Genomic DNA, 21,068 nt, shown 5'->3' with positions numbered 1-21,068 from the left:
ATTGATAACTTTCAATCTTTTTCCCACTCTTCGCTGAAAATAAAAAGAGGCCATCTCTTTTGAGACAGCCTCTTCACGTTACATGGCGTATGATTATTGTATTTAAAACTATGGAATAAGTACTTTATCGATAACATGTACAACGCCATTTTTACCTTGCACATTTGTGGCAATGACATTGGAAGTTCCATCAATAGTTACACCGTTATCTACAACAATGTCAATTGAATTTCCTTCGTTTAAAGTGGGAACCATGCCAGTTGTTACATCTGCAGCTAATACGTTACCAGAAATAACATGGTAAGTTAAGATTGGGACTAAATCTTCTTTGGTTAATTCTGCAATTCCGCTTACACCGAGGTCATTGAATAGCGCCTCAAAAGCGTCATTTGTTGGTGCAAAAACGGTGAACGCACCATCTCCGCTTAGAGTTTCTATTAATTCGGCTTTGACAACTGCTTCCACTAAAATTGAGAAAGTTGGATTGTCTATGGCAATATTAACTACGGTTGGAGGCAGAATTACTTTGTCTATTACGTGAATAACACCATTATCTGCTTCTAAATCCGGAGTCGTTACCGTTGCTGCATTGTTGAGACTAACTGAACTTTCGGTTCCAATAAGAACAGACAGATTGTTGTTGCTGTAAGACGCTAATGTTGGAAAATATCCGGCTGAAATATCAGAAGACATTACCTTGCTCCCCATAACATGGTATAATAGGATCTGTGCTAGTTCTTCTTTTGAGAAATCATCTAAAGAAGCTGCTCCAAGATCTGAAAGCAATTGTTCAAAGGCGGTATTGGTTGGTGCGAAAACGGTCAGCATTGCATCTGGATCAGCAACTGCTTCAACCAGCTCGGCTTTTGTTAGTGCTTCAACCAGAATAGAGAAGTCAGCGTTTGACATCGCTACATCTACAATTGTATTAGATTGCATGCTTGCAGGTAGGAGAACTTTGTCGATAACATGAACGACTCCATTGATGCCTTGAATATCAGCGGCAACTACATTTGCCATTCCATTAATTTTAACTCCTCCATCCAGACTGATGGATATTGATTCTGAGTTCACGGTTTCTACATCTCCTGCAGACAAATCTCCAGACTGTACATTTGCGGGAACAACATGATAAGTAAGAATGGTTTGAAGATCTTCTTTGGAAACATCATCAACTCCACTTACTCCCAGTTGAGCAAAAAGCATCTCAAATGCTTCATCTGTTGGTGCGAAAACAGTGAATGGTCCGGTTCCGCTCAGTGTTTCAACAAGTTCTGCTTTTACCACTGCAGATACCAGGTGGTTGAATTCACCCGTCATGGCTATGTCTACGACTGTTGGGGGAATAAGTACTTCATCGATAACGTGGATTACTCCGTTGCTCGCTGAAATATCAGCGCTGGTTACCGTTGAATTGTTGATTTTTACGCCAGAGTCTGTGTTAACCAAAACTGAGAGTGCGCTTTCGCTCGGCCCTTTTTCATTTAAAGTACTTACTGAACCGCTGGGCAAATTGTTTGAATACAATTCTCCGTCAATAACATGATAAGTTAAAATCGATGCTAATGTATTGTTGTCGATCTCAGTCAAACTTGAAACTCCCAGGTCGTCAAGTAAGTTGCTAAAAGCAGCATCTGTAGGCGCGAAAACAGTGATTTGTGATTCGGTACTCAGGAAATTTGCGAGACCTGCTTGTGTCGCTGCCTGGATCAATGTGTTAAAACTACCGGCCATTTGAGCAGTTTCAACAATGTTGTTCTCTGTTGGCATGTCTACCATTTCATCTTCGTCATTACATGATATGAAAATGAAGCTGGTGAATAAGATTGATAGAATTGAAAGTTTAATTGTTTTCATGACTTTAAATTTTGTTTCAACATCATAAAGGATTAAGTCTCCAAAATGTTTAAATAATAATAACAATAAATAAACAAAAATAATTAATAACACACAGTAGAGCTGCAAATAAAGGGCTATAAAGCCTTTGTTAAAAAATGTTAAAAAAAATAATTTATTTTATTTGGATAACAATGATCGGTGTTTTTGTTCTGCATGTATGACTATTTGTGTGATAATTATGATAATTGATTCTTTGTTGAGAATAATTCCAATTCGAAGTATGTAAATTGTTGTATATGTAAATGCCTGAAAATCAAATCCTGATATTTGTTACCTAAAGGTTAAAAACTTGAAGTTTTTTGAATACTCCTTTGTAAAAAGAACTAATTTTGCAGCCTGATTTTCTTAACAGTTACATTATGGCAGAAAAATATATCAAACTATTTAATGAGTTTCCTCCTGTCAGTTCTGAGGCATGGAAAGAAAAAGTGGTTGCCGATTTGAAAGGTGCCGACTTTGACCGAAAGCTGGTTTGGAGGACAAATGAAGGTTTTTCCGTTCAGCCTTTTTACAGACAGGAAGACTTGGAAAAATTGGATTACCTGGATACTCTTCCAGGAGAGTTTCCATACGTACGTGGTACAAAAACGAACAATAACGATTGGTTGGTTCGTCAGAATATCGTCGTAAAAGATTTGGCAGAAGCCAATAAGAAAGCACTGGAAGTATTAATGAAAGGTGTGACTTCCTTGGGTTTTGTTTTTAAAGAATGCACTGAAGTTACAGTTGATGATCTGGGTGTTTTGTTGAAGGACATTTGCCTGGAATCTGTAGAAGTAAACTTTGAAGCCAAATGCTGCACTTGTAAAGTTGCTGAAGCATTTACTGAGTATGTGTTGGCTGGCAATTGGGAGGCTAAGAATATTGTTGCTTCTATTTCCTACGATCCATTTGGCAGTTATTTGCTTTATGGACGTTTCAAAAAAGGTGTTGACCATGTACTGGAACAAGCTCAAAACCTAATTAAAAAATCAGCTGAGATCCCAAAATACCGTGTTTTAGCCGTTAATGGCAAAAACTTTGGTAATGCAGGTGCTTCAGTTTCCCAGGAATTGGCCTTTTCATTGGCTCAGGGTGCTGAATACCTATCAACTCTGACAGATGCCGGAGTTGCAGTTGAGGATGTTGCTAAGAACATGAAATTCAACCTAAGCGTTAGTGCAAACTACTTTATGGAGATTGCTAAATTACGTGCAGGACGGATGTTGTGGGCTCAAATAGTAAAAGCTTACGAACCAAAATGCGAATGTGGTTGTAAAATGAAAGTGCATGCAGAAACCGGAAGTTGGAATAAAACATTCTACGATCCTTATGTGAACATGCTTCGTACACAAACTGAAGCGATGAGTGCTGCTTTGGGTGGTGCCGATTCAATCACTGTGCTTCCATTCAATGCGATTTACGAAGATCCGACGACCTTTTCTGATCGTATTGCACGCAACCAACAATTATTGTTGAAGGAAGAATCACATTTTGATAAGATTGTTGATCCGGGAGCCGGTTCATATTATATTGAAGAACTTACAGCTTCTATTGCTGACGAGGCTTGGAAGTTGTTCCTTGAGATTCAGGATAAAGGTGGTTTCTTAGCCGCTGCTAAAGAAGGTTTTATCCAAGCTAAGGTGAAGGAAATGGCGACCAAGCGCGATATGAATATTGCAACTCGCCGTGAAAACCTATTGGGTATTAACCAGTTTCCTAATTTTACTGAGCGTTTAGATAAAGTTGAGCTTGCAGATGAAGCTCTTAACGCAACTGATTTAACTGCTGAGGATGCTGAAATAGAAACCCTCAAACCTTATCGTGGAGCTCAGGCTTTCGAAACGATCCGTGTTGCTACTGATAAATATTCAAAAGACAACAAACGTCCATTGGCGTTCATGTTAACTATTGGAAACTTGAATTTTCGCAAGGCGCGTGCGCAGTTTGCATGTAATTTCTTTGCAGTTGCTGGTTACGATGTTAAAGATAACAACGGATTTGCGACTGTTGAAGAAGGTAACGCTGCAGCAAGAGAGGCTGGTGCTGATATCGTGGTAATCTGTAGCTCTGATGATGAATATGCAGAACTGGCTCCTGCTGCTTATAACTTGGTAAAAGATGATGCCATTTTCGTGGTTGCCGGCGCTCCTGCTTGCACTGATGAATTAAAAGCTAAAGGCATTGAGAATTTCATTCACGTGAAAAGTAATTTGCTGGAAGATCTGAAGGGATATCAAGCTAAATTGGGAATAAAATAACAAGAGTTTAGATTTAAGAACCAAGAACAAAGAATCAAGATTTTGATGCACAACTTTAAGAATTTGAAAATATGGCAAAAATCCAGAATACTTGTAAAAGAAGTATTTCTATTAACAAGAGATTTTCCTGCTGAAGAAAGATTCGGACTTGTGTCTCAAGTATTAAGATGTGCTTATTCTATTCCTTCAAATATTGCAGAAGGTTCAGGACGTTCTACAAATATAGAGTTTGCTAGATTTTTAGACATTGCCTTGGGTTCTGCCTTTGAATTAGAGACTCAATTGATTCTTGCTTCTGATATTAAATATTTAGCTGAAGTTAAATTACAGGAAATACAAGTTTTATTACAAGAGATTCAAAAAATGATTTATTCATTCAAGATGAATTTGTAGTATCAAGATTTCTTGTCTTGGTTCTAGAATCTTGAATCTAATATCTTAAAAATATGAAACCGAATTTTAAAAATATAAACATTAAAGAAGCTCAGGCAAAGGCAAGTGCAAGCGAATGGGCTGCTCAAAATAAAATTGAGAAAGACTGGGTGACTCCGGAGCAGATTCCGGTGAAACCAGTTTACACAAAGGACGACTTGGAGGGCATGGAGCATTTGAATTATGCTGCCGGTTTGCCACCATTCCTTCGTGGACCATATTCAGCTATGTACGCTATGCGACCATGGACAATCCGCCAGTATGCTGGGTTCTCTACTGCTGAAGAGTCAAATGCATTTTACCGCCGTAACCTTGCTGCCGGACAGAAAGGTCTTTCTGTAGCTTTTGACCTGGCAACTCACCGTGGTTACGACTCTGATCACCCACGTGTTGTTGGTGATGTGGGTAAAGCCGGGGTTGCTATCGACTCGATCCTGGATATGAAGATCTTGTTCGACCAAATTCCATTGGATAAAATGTCTGTTTCAATGACCATGAACGGAGCTGTGCTTCCGGTAATGGCTTTCTATATTGTAACAGCTTTGGAGCAAGGTGCAACCATGGATCAGTTGGCAGGTACTATTCAAAATGATATTTTGAAGGAATTCATGGTGCGTAACACATACATTTACCCACCAAAATTCTCGATGAAAGCGATCGCTGATATTTTCGAATTCACATCGCAGTACATGCCTAAATTCAACTCAATTTCAATCTCTGGTTATCACATGCAGGAAGCAGGTGCAACTGCCGATATTGAAATGGCATATACTTTGGCAGATGGTTTGGATTATATCCGTACGGGTATTGATGCTGGAATTGATATTGATGCTTTTGCGCCACGTTTGTCTTTCTTCTGGGCAATTGGTATGAACCACTTCATGGAGATTGCAAAAATGCGTGCTGCACGTATGATTTGGGCAAAATTGGTGAAGCAATTCAATCCGAAGAACCCAAAATCAATGGCTTTGCGTACGCACTCGCAAACTTCCGGTTGGTCATTGACTGAACAAGATCCTTTCAACAACGTTGGACGTACTGCAATTGAAGCGATGGCTTCGGCATTAGGACACACGCAGTCGTTGCATACAAACGCTTTGGATGAGGCAATTGCCTTGCCAACAGATTTTTCTGCACGTATTGCGCGTAACACCCAGTTGTATATTCAACAAGAAACTGAAATTTGCCGCGGAGCTGATCCGTGGGCAGGTTCGTACTATGTAGAATCATTGACCAAAGACTTATATACCAAAGCATGGGCATTGATTGAGGAAGTTGAAAAGCTTGGTGGTATGGCCAAAGCAATTGAAACTGGTGTTCCAAAAATGCGTATTGAAGAAGCTGCTGCACGTGCTCAGGGACGTATCGATAGTGGTGCTCAAACCATTGTTGGTGTGAACAAATATCGTTTGGAAAAAGAAGATCCAATTGATATCTTGGAAATTGATAATGCAGAGGTTCGCTTGTCTCAGATTGAGCGTTTGAAAAAATTGCGTGCCGAGCGTAATGAAGAAGAAGTAAAGCAAGCATTGTCTGCCATTACCAAATGTGCTGAAACAGGTGAAGGTAACTTACTTGATCTCTCTATAAAAGCTGCACAGAAACGTGCATCATTAGGTGAAATTTCAGATGCCTGTGAAAAAGTTGCAGGACGTTATAAAGCAGTAATTAGAACTATTTCAGGCGTGTATTCATCAGAAAGCAAACAAGACAAAACTTTCCAGGAAGCTCAGGATTTGGCAAAGAAATTTGCAGAGTTGGAAGGCCGTCAGCCACGTATCATGATTGCCAAAATGGGGCAAGATGGTCACGACCGTGGTGCAAAAGTAGTAGCAACCGGTTATGCCGACCTTGGTTTCGACGTGGATATGGGACCATTGTTCCAAACTCCGGAAGAAGCTGCCAAACAGGCTGTTGAAAACGATGTGCACGTGATGGGTGTTTCTTCATTGGCTGCAGGTCACAAAACATTGGTTCCAGCTGTTATCGACGAATTGAAGAAACTGGGTCGTGAAGACATCATGGTGATCGCCGGTGGTGTTATTCCAGCTCAGGATTACAACTATTTGTACGATGCAGGTGTTGTTGCCATCTTCGGTCCTGGTACCAGCGTATCAGCTGCAGGTAAGAAAATCCTTGAGGTTTTGATCTCAGCGCACGACGAATAGCCGTAATTAGAAAGTAATTAGTCGTAAGACAATAGATAGAAAGCCGTCTCTGAAAAGGGATGGCTTTTTTAATGCGTCATATACAGTTATTGCGAATGTCATGAATTAATTTATTCAAGATAATTGATTAAAAACCGATTTTCTCTTGTTTTTAATATTTTGCATGCTCTTGGGTGAAGCTTCAGGTCTTGTTTAAAGGACATGTGATTGGTTCTTATGTTTTGGTTATCTGATAAGTAAGTTAATAGCAGATTGTGGTTTTTATGTTTGATACTATCAGTGATGACAGTTATACTATTGTCATCAAATTGCACGGTATTTTCAATTGGGAGAAATCTTAAACCTAGATTTAACTCTAAAATAGCATTGGTTGGATACTTTTTCTTTCTTTCCGTTGGGAAAGCATCCATTTTTAAAGTTTCTATTTTTAAGTTTGAGAAAATAAATCTCCATTCATTTTCATTCTCCCATACTTCTTTTTTCTGAGTACTCCATCTTAAAAATCTAGGAAATAATTCTTCGGTATTTAATTCATAAATGTTAAAACTATCAAAATCATCTGGGGTTAAATATTCTATTCTAAAAGGATTTCCCCATTGTTTTATTAATATATGTCTGTCGAATTTTATAGAGAATCCTTCTTGATTAGTATAGTATCCCCAAATAATATCTTGATTTTTATCTTGTAATTCATTTAAACTAATAATTCCGAGTGAAGCTAATCTAATTTTCAGAAACCATTCTCTATTTGATTCATGGTCATTAGAGAATAGAAAATGTGCTTTCGGATCAACTAACTGTTTCATTGTTTCGAGTGTAAAAGAGCTTATGCTCCACAATTGTCGAGGACAGTCAAATGGATCGTTAAATGACAAAGGATTAGCCGCCCATAAGTAATTATTTGTTAACGCGTTTACGCTATTTTCATTGATATTATAGAATTTTAGTAATTCTTTAGGTGGAGTTGTTGTTTTAGGATACTCAATGTCGTTCAATATACTTGAGCTTGAAATGTATGATTTGTGAATTCTTTGATTTTCTTTTCCTTCGTTTGAAATATATTCTGCATACATGTATTCCTTTTTCATTTTTCCTTTAAATTTACAAAACATTACGATAAGCAGATAGATAGTCATTGTTTTGTTTTTAACAGATTAGTTAATAGGTTTGGTTCAGGGGCAGGACATGTCCTGACCGTATTGCTACTCCAAAAAAACAAACACTGGAACACGTCATCCTGAACTGGTTTCAGGATCTGGGAAAGAAAAGGAATGCATCGTCAGATTAAGTGGTTTTGAATTGGTTTATCAATCTAAAAAGAATGATTTTGGGGAGGCAATTGGATTGTTTTTAACTCAATTCGAATTTCTATTTAAATGCAACAAAAATTTCATCAACGCAGAAATTATTTTTCTTACAGATGAAAATAAATTTTAATCTATATATAAATATAGAACCTTACGTATCGCGTAAAGCCGTGATCATATTTGCTTGACTGACGGGGGCTAGATGCAGATCCTGAAACAAGTTCAGGATGACGTGGTATAAAAGGGAAATGTGAAATTTAGCCCACAAAAAAAGCGGTCTCTTTCGAAACCGCTTTTGAAATATCTTTTTGAAAAGCTTATTCTACGATAGCTTTGAATTTAGCATCTTCGAAGTACTTAGCAAATTCCATATCAGTTTTTGCAGTAGCTTTCAAGTCAGCATTCTTTTTAACAGCATCAGCAAGGTTTTCGAACATCAAGTTTTCTTTGGCTGTACGGGCACCAATAACTGCAGTTAGGTAAGGCTTCATGAAGCATTGTTCCATATCGATAGCATTCAAGATTTTCAATGCCCCGTTGTTGTCACCAGCTAACATTTTAGCCAAGGCAGCGTTGATTGAACCTGATTCGCCGAAGTACTTAACAGCTTGGTCATAGTCGCCTTTTTTGATTGCAACGATACCTAAGTTGTGGTTTACTTCTTCGCCAGCGCCAGAAGCAGCACCGAACAACGTTTCAGCTTTTTCAATGTCACCTTCAGTCAATGCAACAGCACCTAAGTTGTTTTTGATGATAGGCTCGTCATTGTTCATGCCTTCAGCTTTTTCGAACAATGGCTTAGCGTCAGCATATTTTCCTTGTTGAGCCAATACCATACCAGCGTTGTTATAACCTCTCCAGTCTTTTGGATAAACTTTCATGAAAGAGTTATAGATAGCTAGTTGTTTGTTCTTATCAGAAGTTAATGTTCCGGCATAAAGCAATTCTGCTGGGTTTAATGAAGCAGGATCTGAATCAGCTAAAGCAGCAATTTCTTCGTCAGTTTTTCCAATTAAATCAACATCAGCAATCAATTTAGCACGACGTAGTTTTGGAAGAATTTCGTCAGCTACAGTAGTGAAAGCTTCAGACAAGTTTTTGATTTCACGTTCACGAACTTCAGGATCTGAGTACATAGAAAGCACACGCAAGATCAATTCTTTATCCTGGATGTTTGATTTTTCCATCAACTCTTTGAATCCATCCCAGTCTTCAGGAGTGAATTTAGTTTTCAATTCAGCTTCAACTTCTTCTTTTTTCAAGTTTTTAGCAACAATTTTAGAAGAAGAACCTTCACGTTTTTCTGCCAATTTTGTGTTCCAGTCCAATTCACCATCAGGAGAAGCGTAAGCAGAAATTTCAAGACCTTTTAAATCTTTACGTTCTGCAGTAGCAGCATCTTTTGCATAAGCATAGAATTCTTTCACGTCTTCAGCTGAAAGTTCAGTTCCGCGAACATATGAACTGTTGATCAGGTAGTGAATGTCTGCAATATACTGATCAGGCACAATGCGTTGGAATTTGTCAATATTTGGATCGTAAATACCGGTTGTGTTTGCTTCGCGCTGAACACCAATAATTGGAGATGGATAGTTTACAACCAATGTAGAAGTAGCAAGGACACCGTCGGCAACTTTGATAGGCTCAAAATCCAAGCTTTTACTTCCTTTAGAAGCAGTAATTCTGATTTCAAGGTCAGATAAACGCATGTCATCAGTAAAACCAACTGCATCTTTATATGCAAAACTTCCTCCTGTGCTGTAGCTAATAACTTTGTTGTTAGCATCCACTTTTTCACCTTGAACAGTTACAGGTTCAAAAGCGGTTTCTCCACCATCATATTTCAATACCGGAGTAGCAACAACCGTTGCTTTTTTGTTGAAATATGAAGCAGGAAAACGTCCGTTGATAGCAACGTCAACGTCACCACCGTGAGCTTCAAGGATTTCTGGAGTTACTTTGAAATCAATTTGATCAGCATTTTTCTTCATTTTCTGAAGGCTGGAGCAGCTTGCAAGAACAACAGCTGCCAGTGCGAACAAGGCTAGAGGTTTTAAGTTAAAATTTTTCATATTGACAGTATTAGAATATTGATTTTTAAAATTTCCGGTTAATGTTCACAAAATTAGCAATGTTTTGATGAAATAAAAGGATAAAGCAGACTTTTTTAATCCATTAAAACCCTGTTAATCCCCTTTGGATAGTCCCTTTCAAAAATTAATTGGGCAATCCTTTTATAATGTTCCTTATTTCGAACAAAATCTATCTTATTGGTATCTAATATTAAAATTGGAAAATTATTTTGTTGATTAAAAAAGCTAAAATACCCTTGACTTATTTTTTCAAGGTAGAGAGGATCCATTTTTTGTTCGTAGCTACGACCACGTTTTTCAATGTTTTTCAGAAGGTTATCTACGTCTAAATGCAAATAAACATAGAGGTCTGGTTTTGGAAGTTTCTCATAAATTATATTGAAAAAACGCTGATAAAGCTGGTATTCAGTCTCCGATAAAGTGTTTTGTGCAAAAATCAATGATTTCATGAAATAATAGTCGGAAATCACAAAAGAACTAAACAGTTCAAATTCCCTGATATTCTTATTCAGCTGACTGTAACGATCAGCTAAGAACGACATTTCAAGCGGGAATGCATATTTGTCTCGATCCTCGTAAAATTTTGGAAGAAAAGGATTTTCATTAAAGCCTTCCAAAACTTCTTTCGCATGAAATTCCTTTGCCAACATTGTAGCAAGGCTTGTTTTCCCGGCACCTATATTTCCTTCTATGACTAAATAATTGATTTTCATAACAAAAAAATCCCGAAGGAACTTACCCTCCGGGAAATAAAATTACAATATTTAATTCTGTTTTATCTAATCGAATGCTTACATTTTCACCCCTAAATGGTAGAACATAAACGACCACATATCTGTATATTCTTCAATCACTTTTGAAGTTGGTTTACCACCACCATGGCCGGCTTTGGTTTCAATTCGAATGAGTACAGGCGCTTTACCTCCCTGACACTCTTGTAAGCGGGCAATGTATTTGAAAGAGTGAGCAGGAACTACCCGATCGTCATGATCTGCAGTTGTAACAAGCACAGCAGGGTACTTAGTTCCTGGTTTGATATTGTGATATGGTGAATATCCATAAAGATATTCAAACATTTCTTTATCGTCTTCGCTGGTGCCATAATCGCCAGCCCAAGCCCATCCAATGGTGAATTTATGGAAACGAAGCATATCCATTACACCAACTGCAGGGATTGCAACTTTATACAGTTCAGGGCGTTGATTTACTACCGCTCCAACAAGCAGCCCACCGTTAGATCCGCCAAAGATAGCTAGCTTGTTGCTGTTTGTATAATTGCGCTCAATTAAGTGTTCTGCAGCTGCTATAAAATCGTCAAATACATTTTGCTTCTGAAGTTTCGTTCCGGCTTTGTGCCATTCTTCACCGTATTCGCCACCACCACGTAGGTTTGGCATTGCGAATACGCCACCATTTTCCATAAAAACTATGCGTGAGGTTGAGAAGCTTGGAGTCAGGCTGATATTGAAACCGCCGTAAGCATAAAGTAGAGTGGGGTTGTCTCCCGTTAGCTCAATTCCTTTTTTGTGAACGATAAACATTGGAACTTTGGTTCCGTCTTTTGATTCGTAAAACTCTTGCTTTACAATGAAGTCATCCGGATTAAACTGAACCTCGGGGCGATAATGCAGGCTTGACTCTCCAGTGCTAAAATCATACTTGTAAATTTCGCCAGGCGTGTTGAATGAAGTGTAGCTGTAAAAAGCAATCGGTTCGTCTTTTTTACCTGAAAGTGATCCGGCACTTCCGATTCCAGGAAGCTCAATAATATGAGAGAAAGCCCCTTCATAATCATAAACTTCCAATTTGCTCCAGGCATCTTTCATGTATTCGGCAACAATTTTACCTCCTACAAAGCTGATGGATTGGAGTACATCTTCTTTTTCTGGAATAATATCAACCCAGTTTTCTTCTTCAGGATGATTGGCATTGATTTTTATCAACCGATATTTTGGTGCCCTATAATTTGTCCTGCAGAATAATTCATTTCCAACATTATCAATAGGATTAAATTCATATTCGAAACTTTCCATCAATGGAACAAACTCGCTGTTCTTCTTTTCCATGTCTTTTACTGACAAAGCATTGCCATTTCCAGCTTCACTTTTAGTCAAAAACATAAAACGGTTATCCTCCGACACGCCAGCTCCAAACATTCGTTTCGGATGTTCTTTATCCTCGACAATTAATTGATCAGACGATTGGTCTGTGCCTAATTCGTGATAATATATCTTTTGGTGTTCATTTGATTTTGATAGTTCACTACCTTCTTCCGGTTGATCATAGGCACTATAGAAAAATCCATTTTTATACCAGCTTAATCCTGAAAATTTAACCCACAGTATGTGATCTTCAAGAAGCTCTCCGGTTTCAATATCTTTTACAAAAATTTCATTCCAATCAGAACCAGAGCGAGCAATTTTATAAGCAAGGTATTTCCCATCGTCAGAGATATCGCCGCCAGAGTAAGCAACCGTTCCGTCTTCCGATAAAGTATTGGGGTCTAAAACAACAGCAGGTGCTCCCCCCAGAGTTTCCGTCATGTAAAGAACACTCTGATTTTGAAGTCCGTCATTTTTAAAGAAAAAGTATTTCCCGGCTTCTTTAAATGGAGTGCTGTATTTTGGATAGTTCATCAGCTCGGTTAATCGAGCATTGATCTTATCACGATTTGGTAAACTTTCCAGATATCCAAATGTAACCTCATTTTGAGCTTTTACCCATTCTGCAGTTTCTTCCGAGTTATCATCTTCAAGCCATCGGTATGGATCTGAAACTTCGGTTCCAAAGTACGTATCTTTTACGTCTCCTTTTTCTGTAACCGGGTATTTAATTGATTGATCAGCGCAAGAAATCATAAATGATAATGCGATAAGGTAAATAAGTTCTTTCATTTTCAGGATGATTTATTAGTAAGATTCTCAAAAATAGAAAACATCATCCCATCTGTCTCCGAATCATCGGAAATATTACAATAGTTTTTGTCGATTTCTCACGTCTGAATCTTTTTTTGCGCCTTTTAGCTGGCCAACCAACAATCCAAGAACAAAAGCAGGGATCACGAAGAACCAGCTACTTATTTGTGGAAATAAAAAACTGATTAGATAAGCGGCAACTGATGAAACGGCAGGATAGATACTCCCCAATAAATAAGTAAAGTGATATGGAGGATAAAACTCATGTTTTTTCTGCATATGTTTCGAAAGTTTTCCCAACAAGCGATCGTATTGCCGGCGAACCTTTCCCGGATGGTTGACTGCTTGTCCGATAGAATCCACCTGTTTTTCAATTTCGTATTTGAATGTATTACACTCTCTGCAGCTTGAGTGAAACTCGTTTATGTGTTTTGCCATACGAAGAAATTCTTCAATGCGGAAAAAGCGCAGGTCTTTTTCCCGGGCGTTTGCAGTTTGTTCCCTGGTCGTGTTTTCTATAGTATTGTACCAATCCATTTCAAATCTTTTTAAAAAGAAAAAATGCCCGACAATGCGGGCATTTTATATCTTGGCTTAATCTCTGTTTTCTCTTGGAGGACGAGGCCCGCGGCGATCACGATTGTCACGGTTGTCACGATTGTCACGACGTGGAGGGCGACGATCGCGGTCACCACGTTCAGGACGTTCACGTTCTACATAACCTTCAGGTTTTGGCAATAAGACTTTTCTTGAAAGTTTAAATTTGCCATCACGGTCAATATCCAACAATTTAACTTCAACTTCTTCACCTACCTTAAGGGCATCTTCCACGTTCATCAAACGTTCCCAGGTAATTTCAGAAATGTGAAGCAATCCTTCTTTTCCAGGTAGAATTTCGATGAACGCACCAAACGAAGTAATTGATTTTACTTTCCCTTTGTACACTTCACCTTTTTCCGGCATCGCAATGATTCGCTTAACGCGCTCTTTGGCAGCATCAAGAGCTTCTTTGTTCAATCCTGAAATTTCAACCCAACCAAAATCATCACGTTCTTCAATAACAATTACAGTTTTTGTTTCTTCCTGCATTTGCTGAATATTCTTTCCTCCAGGTCCAATGATTGGTCCAATCATTTCTTTTGGAATCTGAATAGTTTCAACACGTGGTACATTTGGTTTGTATTCGGCACGTGGCTCAGGAATAATCTCCAGGATTTTTCCTAAAATATGCTCACGTCCTTCTTTTGCTTGATGCAATGCTTTTGAAAGTACTTCGTAAGAAAGTCCGTCAACTTTGATGTCCATCTGAGTTGCGGTAATACCTTTTTCGGTACCAGTTACTTTGAAGTCCATATCTCCCAGGTGATCTTCATCTCCCAAAATATCAGAAAGAACTGCAAATTTGTCTGAACCTTTGTCGGTAATTAATCCCATTGCAATACCCGATACAGGACGCTTCATGTTCATCCCTGCATCTAGCATACACATGGTTCCTGCACAAACAGTAGCCATCGATGAGGATCCGTTTGATTCTAAAATATCCGAAACAACACGAACAACATATGGGAAATCTTCAGGGATCATTCCTTTTAGTGCGCGGAAAGCAAGGTTTCCGTGACCAATTTCACGACGACCTAATCCACGAGGAGTTTTTGCATCACCTACACAAAATGGAGGGAAATTGTAATGCAACAGGAATTTCTCAGTTCCCTGGAAAGTTACATTGTCAATTTTCTTAATATCCATTTTTGTACCTAAAGTGATGGAAGAAAGTGATTGAGTTTCTCCACGAGTGAAAATGGCTGAACCATGAGCTCCTGGTAAATAATCTACTTCTCCCCAGATAGGACGAATTTCATTTGTTTTACGACCATCCAAACGAATACCTTCATCTAAAATCATGCGACGCATTGCTTCGCCTTCAACTTTATGGTAGTAACGTCTGATCAGTTTTTCATCCTGAACAAGGTCAATTTCTTCATTTTCAGCATTTGCTTCCAAGTATGCTTCTACATACTCATCGACAATTTTAGCAAACGACTCAATGCGAAGTTGTTTGTCTTTAATTTGCTGTTTTGCAATTTCGTAGCATGGAGCGAGCAAGTCAGCTTCAACTTTAGCTTTCAGTTCTGCATTATTCACTTCGTGACAATACTCACGTTTAACAACGCCAACTTCAGCTGCTAATTCTTCCTGAGCTTTACAATGAACTTTGATGGATTCGTGTGCAAATTTAATGGCATCCAGCATCTCTTCTTCGGACACTTCATCCATTTCACCTTCAACCATCATAATATTATCGTAGGACGCAGCAACCATGATGTCAATATCTGATTCAGCTAGTTGTGCACTGCTTGGGTTGATGATAAATTCACCATCCAGACGGGCAACACGAACTTCAGAAATTGGAGTTTCAAATGGTACATCAGAAACAGCAATTGCTGCTGATGCTGCTAACCCGGCCAATGAATCGGCCATTACATTTTCGTCATAAGAAATGAGGCTAATCATCACTGCAGTTTCTGCGTGATAGTCCTCAGGGAAAAGAGGGCGAAGCGCGCGGTCAACCAAACGGGCAACCAATATTTCATCATCTGAAGGACGAGCTTCTCTTTTAAGGAATCCACCAGGAAAACGACCTGCTGCTGAAAATTTTTCGCGATAGTCTACCGATACCGGCATAAAATCAACATCTTCTTTGGCATCTTTGGCTGAAACCACAGTTGCCAGCAACATGGTGTCACCCATTCTAACAACAACTGCCCCGTCAGCCTGTTTGGCTAATCGTCCGGTTTCAATCGAAATTGTCCGGCCGTCACCAAGGTCAATTGTCTTAATAATTGCTTGATTCATAATCAATTTTTGTGATAAAATTTAACAATACAAACTTTGTCGAATGGTGGTGGGGATTTCAAAAATAAGAAAAGGCAATAAATATATTGCCCTTTCTCTTGAAAAATTATCGACGTAATTTTAATTCTTTAATGATCGCACGATAGCGTTCAATGTCTTTTTTCTTGAGGTAATCAAGTAAGCTACGACGCTTACCTACCAAACTAATCAATGCACGCTGTGTGCTGTAATCTTTTTTGTTTTTTTTCAAGTGCTCAGTTAAGTGAGCAATACGATAAGAAAACAATGCGATTTGACCTTCGGCAGTACCTGTGTCTTGAGCATTTTTTCCAAACTTTTCAAAAAACTCTTGCTTCTTTTCAGGAGTTAAATACATTTTCTTTGTCTTTAAATTGTGATACAATCTTTAATCCGTTGCATTGCATTCAATAACAACGGCTTAAAATTAATTTCTAAAAGCTGCGCAAAAATAACTAAAATTCTTTGGATGTCAACTTTTTATCGTTTTTTTCTTTTTGTGTTTGAGAGAAACAATCACGGATCGTGATAGCACAGGACAGGTTGTTGATTTGATTTATTAAATTTGATAAAATTATAAGTTGAAACTAATACCTAACTAACATGTCACAAAAGATACGATTTTATGCGAAACTGGCTAAAGTTTGGCAATTGTCCCTTTATCTTGTATTTATCCCTTTAGTTTTTACAAGCTGCAGTAAACAAGTTCCTCCTCCGGAACCTTGTGGACCAACTCCAACCGAACGCCAATTAGCCTGGCATCAAATGGAGCAATATGCTTTTATTCATTTTACAACAAATACGTTTACTGATTTAGAATGGGGATATGGAGATGAAAGTACAAGTGTATTTAATCCAACGGCATTAGATGCAAACCAGTGGGCAAAAACAATAAAAGAAGCTGGGCTGAAGGGAATTATCCTGACTTGTAAGCATCATGATGGGTTTTGTTTATGGCCCAGTGAATATACAGAACATGATATTGCAAACAGTCCGTATAAGGATGGAAACGGGAATGTGGTGGAAGAGGTGTATGAAGCATGTAAAAAGTATGATCTGAAATTTGGGATCTATCTTTCTCCATGGGATCGAAATCATGCAAAATATGGCACTCCTGAATATGTTGAATACTATCGCAATCAATTGAAAGAATTGTTCAGTAAATACGGGCCGGTTTTTGAAATGTGGTTCGATGGAGCGAATGGAGGAGATGGCTATTACGGGGGAGCCAATGAGAAACGAAAAATTGATGGTTCAACCTATTACGATTGGCCGACAACTTTAAGAATGGTCAGGGAAATGGAACCGGAGGTGATCTTTTTTAGTGATGCAGGTCCAGACATTCGATGGTGTGGAAACGAACGGGGATCTATGGGAGAGACCAATTGGAATACAATTACTCCCGATACTTTATACGCTGGGAAAAGTGGCATCACCAAGTTGCTCAATAGGGGTTCGGAAGACGGGACCGCATGGATTCCTGCAGAGGTGGATGTGTCTATCAGACCAGGATGGTTTTATCATGCTGATGAAGATGACCAGGTTCGAACTCCGGAAAACCTATTTAAAATATATCTGGAATCAGTTGGGCGAGGAGCGAACCTATTGTTGAATATTCCTCCTGATCGCAGAGGCTTGATTCATGAAAATGATGTTACATCGTTGAAAGAATGGAAGCAAATGATTGATGATGCGTTTAAAACAAATTTAGCCTTAAATGCTGGAGTAGATGCATCAAGCGTGCGAGGGAAATCAAAAGACTATTCTGGCCCAAATGTAACTGATGCTAATCCCGAGACTTATTGGGCAACGAACGATGAAGAATTAACTGGACATTTAGTCATCAATTTGGAGGGTGCGAAATCGGTTAATTATGTCGTGCTTCAAGAGTACATCAAACTTGGACAACGGGTGAAAACTTTTGATGTTGAAGCGTTAGTAGATGGGAATTGGGAAATAGTAAAAACGGCGACAACAATAGGGTACAAGCGGATAATTCCTGTTGGCGGAATTCAGACCGATAAAATCAAGATTTCGATTACTGAATCAAAAGCTTGTCCGGTTATCTCGAATGTGGAGGTTTATTAACTCAATAAATAGGTGAACAAATAAAAAAGTCCCGGCATTTCTTGTTCCGGGACTCTCTTTATATTAATAAGTGGACGGTTCTTAATTATTCCCCTTTTCCAGTAAATTTCGAAAATTCTTAATTTGTTCAACAGATCCAATTACAAATAGCTGATCACCCCGGCTAAGTGTTAGTTCCGGATCGGGATTGAAAACATATTTTGCACCACTGATTTTAATCCCAATGATGTTGATCCCAGATGTGTCCATGTCTTTAAGCTGTTGGATGGGCTTATTTACAAACTGATCAGACATGTTGGTGCAGCTAATTTCTTCCAGGCTTACATCTTTACTTTTTTGAAGTAGAATGTTTTCAACAAACTCGACAACATCGGGTTGAGTGACCAGTTTCGCCATCCGTTGTCCACCGATTCGTTCAGGCATGATAACATTCGTAACACCTGCTCTTTTTAATTTTGTAACTGATTCAATCTCTGATGCACGACTCACAATTCGAAGTGCCGGATTCATGCTTCTGGCTGTAAGCGCTACAAATACATTATCCGCATCATTTGGAGTCGTAGCAATTAAAGCACGGGCTTTATCAACACCTGCATGTTTTAAGACTTCCTCATGGGTTGCATCCCCTCGAATGTAGAGCAAAGTGGCATCTTCCCGAATACGGCTGATCACATTCTCACGCTTGTCGATGATGACGAATTTAATGCCATGATCACGGAGTTCCATTGCTGCCTGCTCTCCATTTCTGCCATATCCAATAATAATGGCATGATCTTTTAGTTTAACAATTTTTTTATCCACGCGATATGTTTTTAAGTAATTTTTTAGTTCTCCATCAAATACAAAGCGGGCCATTGTAGAACCCACCCATGCAAGGCTTCCCAGGCTAAAGAAAATAAGTCCGGAAGTGAAAATTTTGCCGACATCAGACAGTGGTTTGATTTCCCGAAATCCAACTGTTGAGATTGTGATAACCGTCATGAAAAATGCGTCAATTGGCTTTAGTTCTTCCAGATACATGTATCCAAACGTGCCTGAGAGAATTGTAGCAATAAATAAAAAAATTGCCAACTGTATCGTTCGGTTTGAAATCTCTTGAAATTTATTGACCTGTTGATTCATGATTCCCGGGAATGTTTTTTTTAATGAGCTTTGCACCCAGGTGGCAATTTAAGCATTTTTTGTGGTTGCAGTAACAATTTTTTAATTGAATCAATGCTTGACTTTCAAATGCTGAACTGGCTTTAATTCCCATTTTCTCCCAGTTTGAGATGATTGAATTTTTTTCCGGGGGGATTGAATCAAGGTAGTCTAATGCCAGATCTTTCAGTTTTTCAACATGATGATAATCTCCATAAACAAACAAGAATGGAACAATGGTATTAATTACAATATTTTGAAATGCAGACTCGCCCAAATGTTTTTTACGAATGGGTGCTGTTTTATTGAATCGATAATGATTATCCCAATAGTTGGACGCAGATATATCAAATAATTTTTGAATTGATTTTAAGTCTGTGAGTTCTATTAATCGTGAAAATAGAGCCGACGACTGATGAATTAAATTTGCAAACTGAGCAATTCGGAGGCTTGGAAAGTTGACTGGACGTAATCGTAGGAACTTCCATAAATGAGCCTCTATTGGTTTCAGTTTATATTTCTTAAATAGATAGGAGTATTCTTTTCGCAATGCCAGGTAGTAATCGTCTCCTAACAGTTCTTGGTTCAGCAAACCCGCAGTTCCGAATAGCAATGCTTCCAACTGAAATAAATCGTTTTTGTGCTTGCCCAATATTGATAAGGGTACTGCTTTTGCCAGCATTTCGAACGGTAGTGCATTGGTTTTGAATCCAAAGTTGCGTGCAAGAAACTGGTAGAATGTTTCGTTCCAATCATTGTTGTTTTGAGCCAGCCTATCGGTTATTTCACTGGTTTTCTGTTGCAATCGTTCAATCATTAACGAGTGAAAACGGATTTTCAGTTCCAGCAAGTCGGCTTCCCTGATTATACTTCCGCAGGCGACCCATGCTTTCGATTTTAATAAATCCTCATAGTTGGTTTCTAAATGTTTGGGGTAGTCGAACTGATAGGTTGCAATTTTTTCTTTGTTCGAATTGAAGACAATATGGTCGTTGCATTGCACCACGTGTAAAATAACATTGTCGTACGCAGCATCTTTTTCGTGCTGGTGACGGTTCCAGTCAGACGCTTTTTGATGAATTTCGACATTCCCGGCCCAGGACGTTTCTCCGATTTTAATTCGTGCATTAAAAAAGTCAGGCCCCGAATCGGTATTGTGTTGCCCCGGCTGAATTATCTCAATAATATCACCATCAGTGGTTTGCATGTTCTGCGCATAATACAAGCGATGTTGCCAGATAAATTGTAGGAAAGCTTCGTTCATAACAGGGTGGATTTTTCATTAAAGTTATGAAAAACAAATTAAATTATTTGGTTTCCAGTAGTGGTTGTTTTGTTTGCAGAAGCATTCAGCACCTGATGATTTTTTTCTGCTTATGAATGGATAACTCTCTAGTGAGTAAATAAAATATAATAGGTATCAATTAATAAAATAATAGGTATTATATTTCATTTTAATAAGTATTAGATTTAAATTTAATAGCTATTAATAATTTATGATTTAATTAGATAATGAGTGTAAAATACAAATTGATTAAGCAAGCGACACCCGGGATCAAAGGTGGTGGTGCTTATAAATATTATGTGAGGGCTTGTGAGCGCCAGAAATCAACACTAAATGATGTTGCTTCAAAGCTCGCCGAACGATCGTCGTTGAGTAGGGCAGATGTGGTTGGAGTACTTACTGGGTTGGCTGATTTGGTGCCTGAATTGTTGTTGAATAACCAAACTGTGGAGCTTGGAGAGTTGGGGATTTTTAGTCTTCACTTAAAAAGTGAGTCTGCCGAACAGCCACGAGTAGATGCTTACCGACTAATTAAAGGTGTGCAGGTGCATTTTTCTCCCGGATCAGAGTTGAAGCGTGCTGTGCGTTTTCCGGACTATGAAAAATCGAAGCTTAATAAATATTAAAACG

15 protein-coding genes are annotated in these 21,068 nt (G+C 38.5%); 5 read left to right on the top strand and 10 right to left on the bottom strand.

The window, feature by feature from the left end; translation table 11 throughout:
- Positions 1-108: 108 nt before the first annotated feature.
- Complete coding sequence (locus tag ACUNWD_RS19485) at positions 109-1,857, bottom strand: fasciclin domain-containing protein (RefSeq protein WP_445589538.1); 1,749 nt, start codon at positions 1,855-1,857, stop codon at positions 109-111.
- Between the two features lie 401 nt (positions 1,858-2,258).
- Between ACUNWD_RS19485 and mutA the strand changes: the two genes are divergently transcribed.
- From mutA to scpA, 3 genes are read left to right on the top strand one after another with little or no spacing between them, the layout of a single operon-like run.
- Entirely contained in the window at positions 2,259-4,139 is a 1,881-nt protein-coding gene (gene mutA / locus ACUNWD_RS19480; RefSeq protein ID WP_445589537.1) for a methylmalonyl-CoA mutase small subunit, read from the top strand.
- A 45-nt stretch (positions 4,140-4,184) separates the two neighbouring features.
- Positions 4,185-4,532 (top strand): four helix bundle protein, encoded by a 348-nt coding sequence (locus ACUNWD_RS19475; RefSeq protein WP_445589536.1) that lies wholly within the window; start codon positions 4,185-4,187, stop codon positions 4,530-4,532.
- Positions 4,533-4,585: 53 nt separating this feature from the next.
- Positions 4,586-6,739 (top strand): methylmalonyl-CoA mutase, encoded by a 2,154-nt coding sequence (gene scpA / locus ACUNWD_RS19470; protein ID WP_445589535.1) that lies wholly within the window; start codon positions 4,586-4,588, stop codon positions 6,737-6,739.
- Between the two features lie 110 nt (positions 6,740-6,849).
- Here scpA and ACUNWD_RS19465 read toward each other — a convergent pair whose 3' ends face one another.
- The 7 genes from ACUNWD_RS19465 to rpsO form a co-directional block, all read right to left on the bottom strand.
- Positions 6,850-7,875, bottom strand: coding sequence for a hypothetical protein (locus ACUNWD_RS19465; RefSeq protein ID WP_445589534.1), 1,026 nt, complete (start codon positions 7,873-7,875; stop codon positions 6,850-6,852).
- Positions 7,876-8,363: 488 nt separating this feature from the next.
- On the bottom strand, positions 8,364-10,118 hold the full coding sequence (locus ACUNWD_RS19460) for a tetratricopeptide repeat protein (RefSeq protein WP_445589533.1): 1,755 nt from the start codon (positions 10,116-10,118) through the stop codon (positions 8,364-8,366).
- A gap of 95 nt (positions 10,119-10,213) precedes the next feature.
- A complete protein-coding gene (locus tag ACUNWD_RS19455) occupies positions 10,214-10,852 on the bottom strand; it encodes a deoxynucleoside kinase (protein WP_445589532.1) in 639 nt (212 codons plus the stop codon).
- A gap of 78 nt (positions 10,853-10,930) precedes the next feature.
- A complete protein-coding gene (locus tag ACUNWD_RS19450) occupies positions 10,931-13,033 on the bottom strand; it encodes a prolyl oligopeptidase family serine peptidase (RefSeq protein ID WP_445589531.1) in 2,103 nt (700 codons plus the stop codon).
- Positions 13,034-13,108: 75 nt separating this feature from the next.
- Entirely contained in the window at positions 13,109-13,591 is a 483-nt protein-coding gene (locus ACUNWD_RS19445) for a hypothetical protein (RefSeq protein ID WP_445589530.1), read from the bottom strand.
- A gap of 57 nt (positions 13,592-13,648) precedes the next feature.
- Complete coding sequence (pnp, locus tag ACUNWD_RS19440; RefSeq protein ID WP_445589529.1) at positions 13,649-15,907, bottom strand: polyribonucleotide nucleotidyltransferase; 2,259 nt, start codon at positions 15,905-15,907, stop codon at positions 13,649-13,651.
- Positions 15,908-16,013: 106 nt separating this feature from the next.
- Positions 16,014-16,283 (bottom strand): 30S ribosomal protein S15, encoded by a 270-nt coding sequence (rpsO, locus tag ACUNWD_RS19435; protein ID WP_445589528.1) that lies wholly within the window; start codon positions 16,281-16,283, stop codon positions 16,014-16,016.
- Between the two features lie 245 nt (positions 16,284-16,528).
- On the opposite strand from rpsO, the gene ACUNWD_RS19430 reads away from it, so the two are divergent.
- Positions 16,529-18,013: an alpha-L-fucosidase gene (locus ACUNWD_RS19430; RefSeq protein ID WP_445589527.1), complete on the top strand. Its 1,485-nt coding sequence runs from the start codon at positions 16,529-16,531 to the stop codon at positions 18,011-18,013.
- A gap of 81 nt (positions 18,014-18,094) precedes the next feature.
- Here the strand turns inward: ACUNWD_RS19430 and ACUNWD_RS19425 are convergent, their stop codons facing one another.
- Both ACUNWD_RS19425 and ACUNWD_RS19420 read right to left on the bottom strand, forming a co-directional pair.
- Positions 18,095-19,135, bottom strand: a complete 1,041-nt coding sequence (locus ACUNWD_RS19425) for a potassium channel family protein (RefSeq protein ID WP_445589526.1) — start codon at positions 19,133-19,135, stop codon at positions 18,095-18,097.
- Positions 19,116-20,417, bottom strand: a complete 1,302-nt coding sequence (locus ACUNWD_RS19420) for a DUF2851 family protein (RefSeq protein WP_445589525.1) — start codon at positions 20,415-20,417, stop codon at positions 19,116-19,118. Before ACUNWD_RS19420 ends, ACUNWD_RS19425 begins: the two co-directional genes overlap by 20 nt.
- A gap of 248 nt (positions 20,418-20,665) precedes the next feature.
- Here ACUNWD_RS19420 and ACUNWD_RS19415 point away from each other — a divergent pair, with 248 nt between their 5' ends.
- Positions 20,666-21,064 carry an HU family DNA-binding protein gene (locus ACUNWD_RS19415; protein ID WP_445589524.1) on the top strand — a complete coding sequence of 133 codons (399 nt, stop codon included), beginning with the start codon at positions 20,666-20,668 and terminating at the stop codon, positions 21,062-21,064.
- Positions 21,065-21,068: the final 4 nt, after the last annotated feature.

Source organism: Sunxiuqinia sp. A32 (genome assembly GCF_052690465.1).
Note: the sequence above shows the minus strand (reverse complement) of the source record. Positions and strands in the feature narration are given on the sequence as shown.

Excerpts from the sequence above, each read along its gene's own strand:
- ACUNWD_RS19485 (WP_445589538.1), bottom strand. The coding sequence starts at position 1,857 with ATGAAAACAATTAAACTTTCAATTCTATCAATCTTATTCACCAGCTTC.
- mutA (WP_445589537.1), top strand. The coding sequence starts at position 2,259 with ATGGCAGAAAAATATATCAAACTATTTAATGAGTTTCCTCCTGTCAGT.
- ACUNWD_RS19475 (WP_445589536.1), top strand. The coding sequence starts at position 4,185 with ATGCACAACTTTAAGAATTTGAAAATATGGCAAAAATCCAGAATACTT.
- scpA (WP_445589535.1), top strand. The coding sequence starts at position 4,586 with ATGAAACCGAATTTTAAAAATATAAACATTAAAGAAGCTCAGGCAAAG.
- ACUNWD_RS19465 (WP_445589534.1), bottom strand. The coding sequence starts at position 7,875 with ATGACTATCTATCTGCTTATCGTAATGTTTTGTAAATTTAAAGGAAAA.
- ACUNWD_RS19460 (WP_445589533.1), bottom strand. The coding sequence starts at position 10,118 with ATGAAAAATTTTAACTTAAAACCTCTAGCCTTGTTCGCACTGGCAGCT.
- ACUNWD_RS19455 (WP_445589532.1), bottom strand. The coding sequence starts at position 10,852 with ATGAAAATCAATTATTTAGTCATAGAAGGAAATATAGGTGCCGGGAAA.
- ACUNWD_RS19450 (WP_445589531.1), bottom strand. The coding sequence starts at position 13,033 with ATGAAAGAACTTATTTACCTTATCGCATTATCATTTATGATTTCTTGC.
- ACUNWD_RS19445 (WP_445589530.1), bottom strand. The coding sequence starts at position 13,591 with ATGGATTGGTACAATACTATAGAAAACACGACCAGGGAACAAACTGCA.
- pnp (WP_445589529.1), bottom strand. The coding sequence starts at position 15,907 with ATGAATCAAGCAATTATTAAGACAATTGACCTTGGTGACGGCCGGACA.
- rpsO (WP_445589528.1), bottom strand. The coding sequence starts at position 16,283 with ATGTATTTAACTCCTGAAAAGAAGCAAGAGTTTTTTGAAAAGTTTGGA.
- ACUNWD_RS19430 (WP_445589527.1), top strand. The coding sequence starts at position 16,529 with ATGTCACAAAAGATACGATTTTATGCGAAACTGGCTAAAGTTTGGCAA.
- ACUNWD_RS19425 (WP_445589526.1), bottom strand. The coding sequence starts at position 19,135 with ATGAATCAACAGGTCAATAAATTTCAAGAGATTTCAAACCGAACGATA.
- ACUNWD_RS19420 (WP_445589525.1), bottom strand. The coding sequence starts at position 20,417 with ATGAACGAAGCTTTCCTACAATTTATCTGGCAACATCGCTTGTATTAT.
- ACUNWD_RS19415 (WP_445589524.1), top strand. The coding sequence starts at position 20,666 with ATGAGTGTAAAATACAAATTGATTAAGCAAGCGACACCCGGGATCAAA.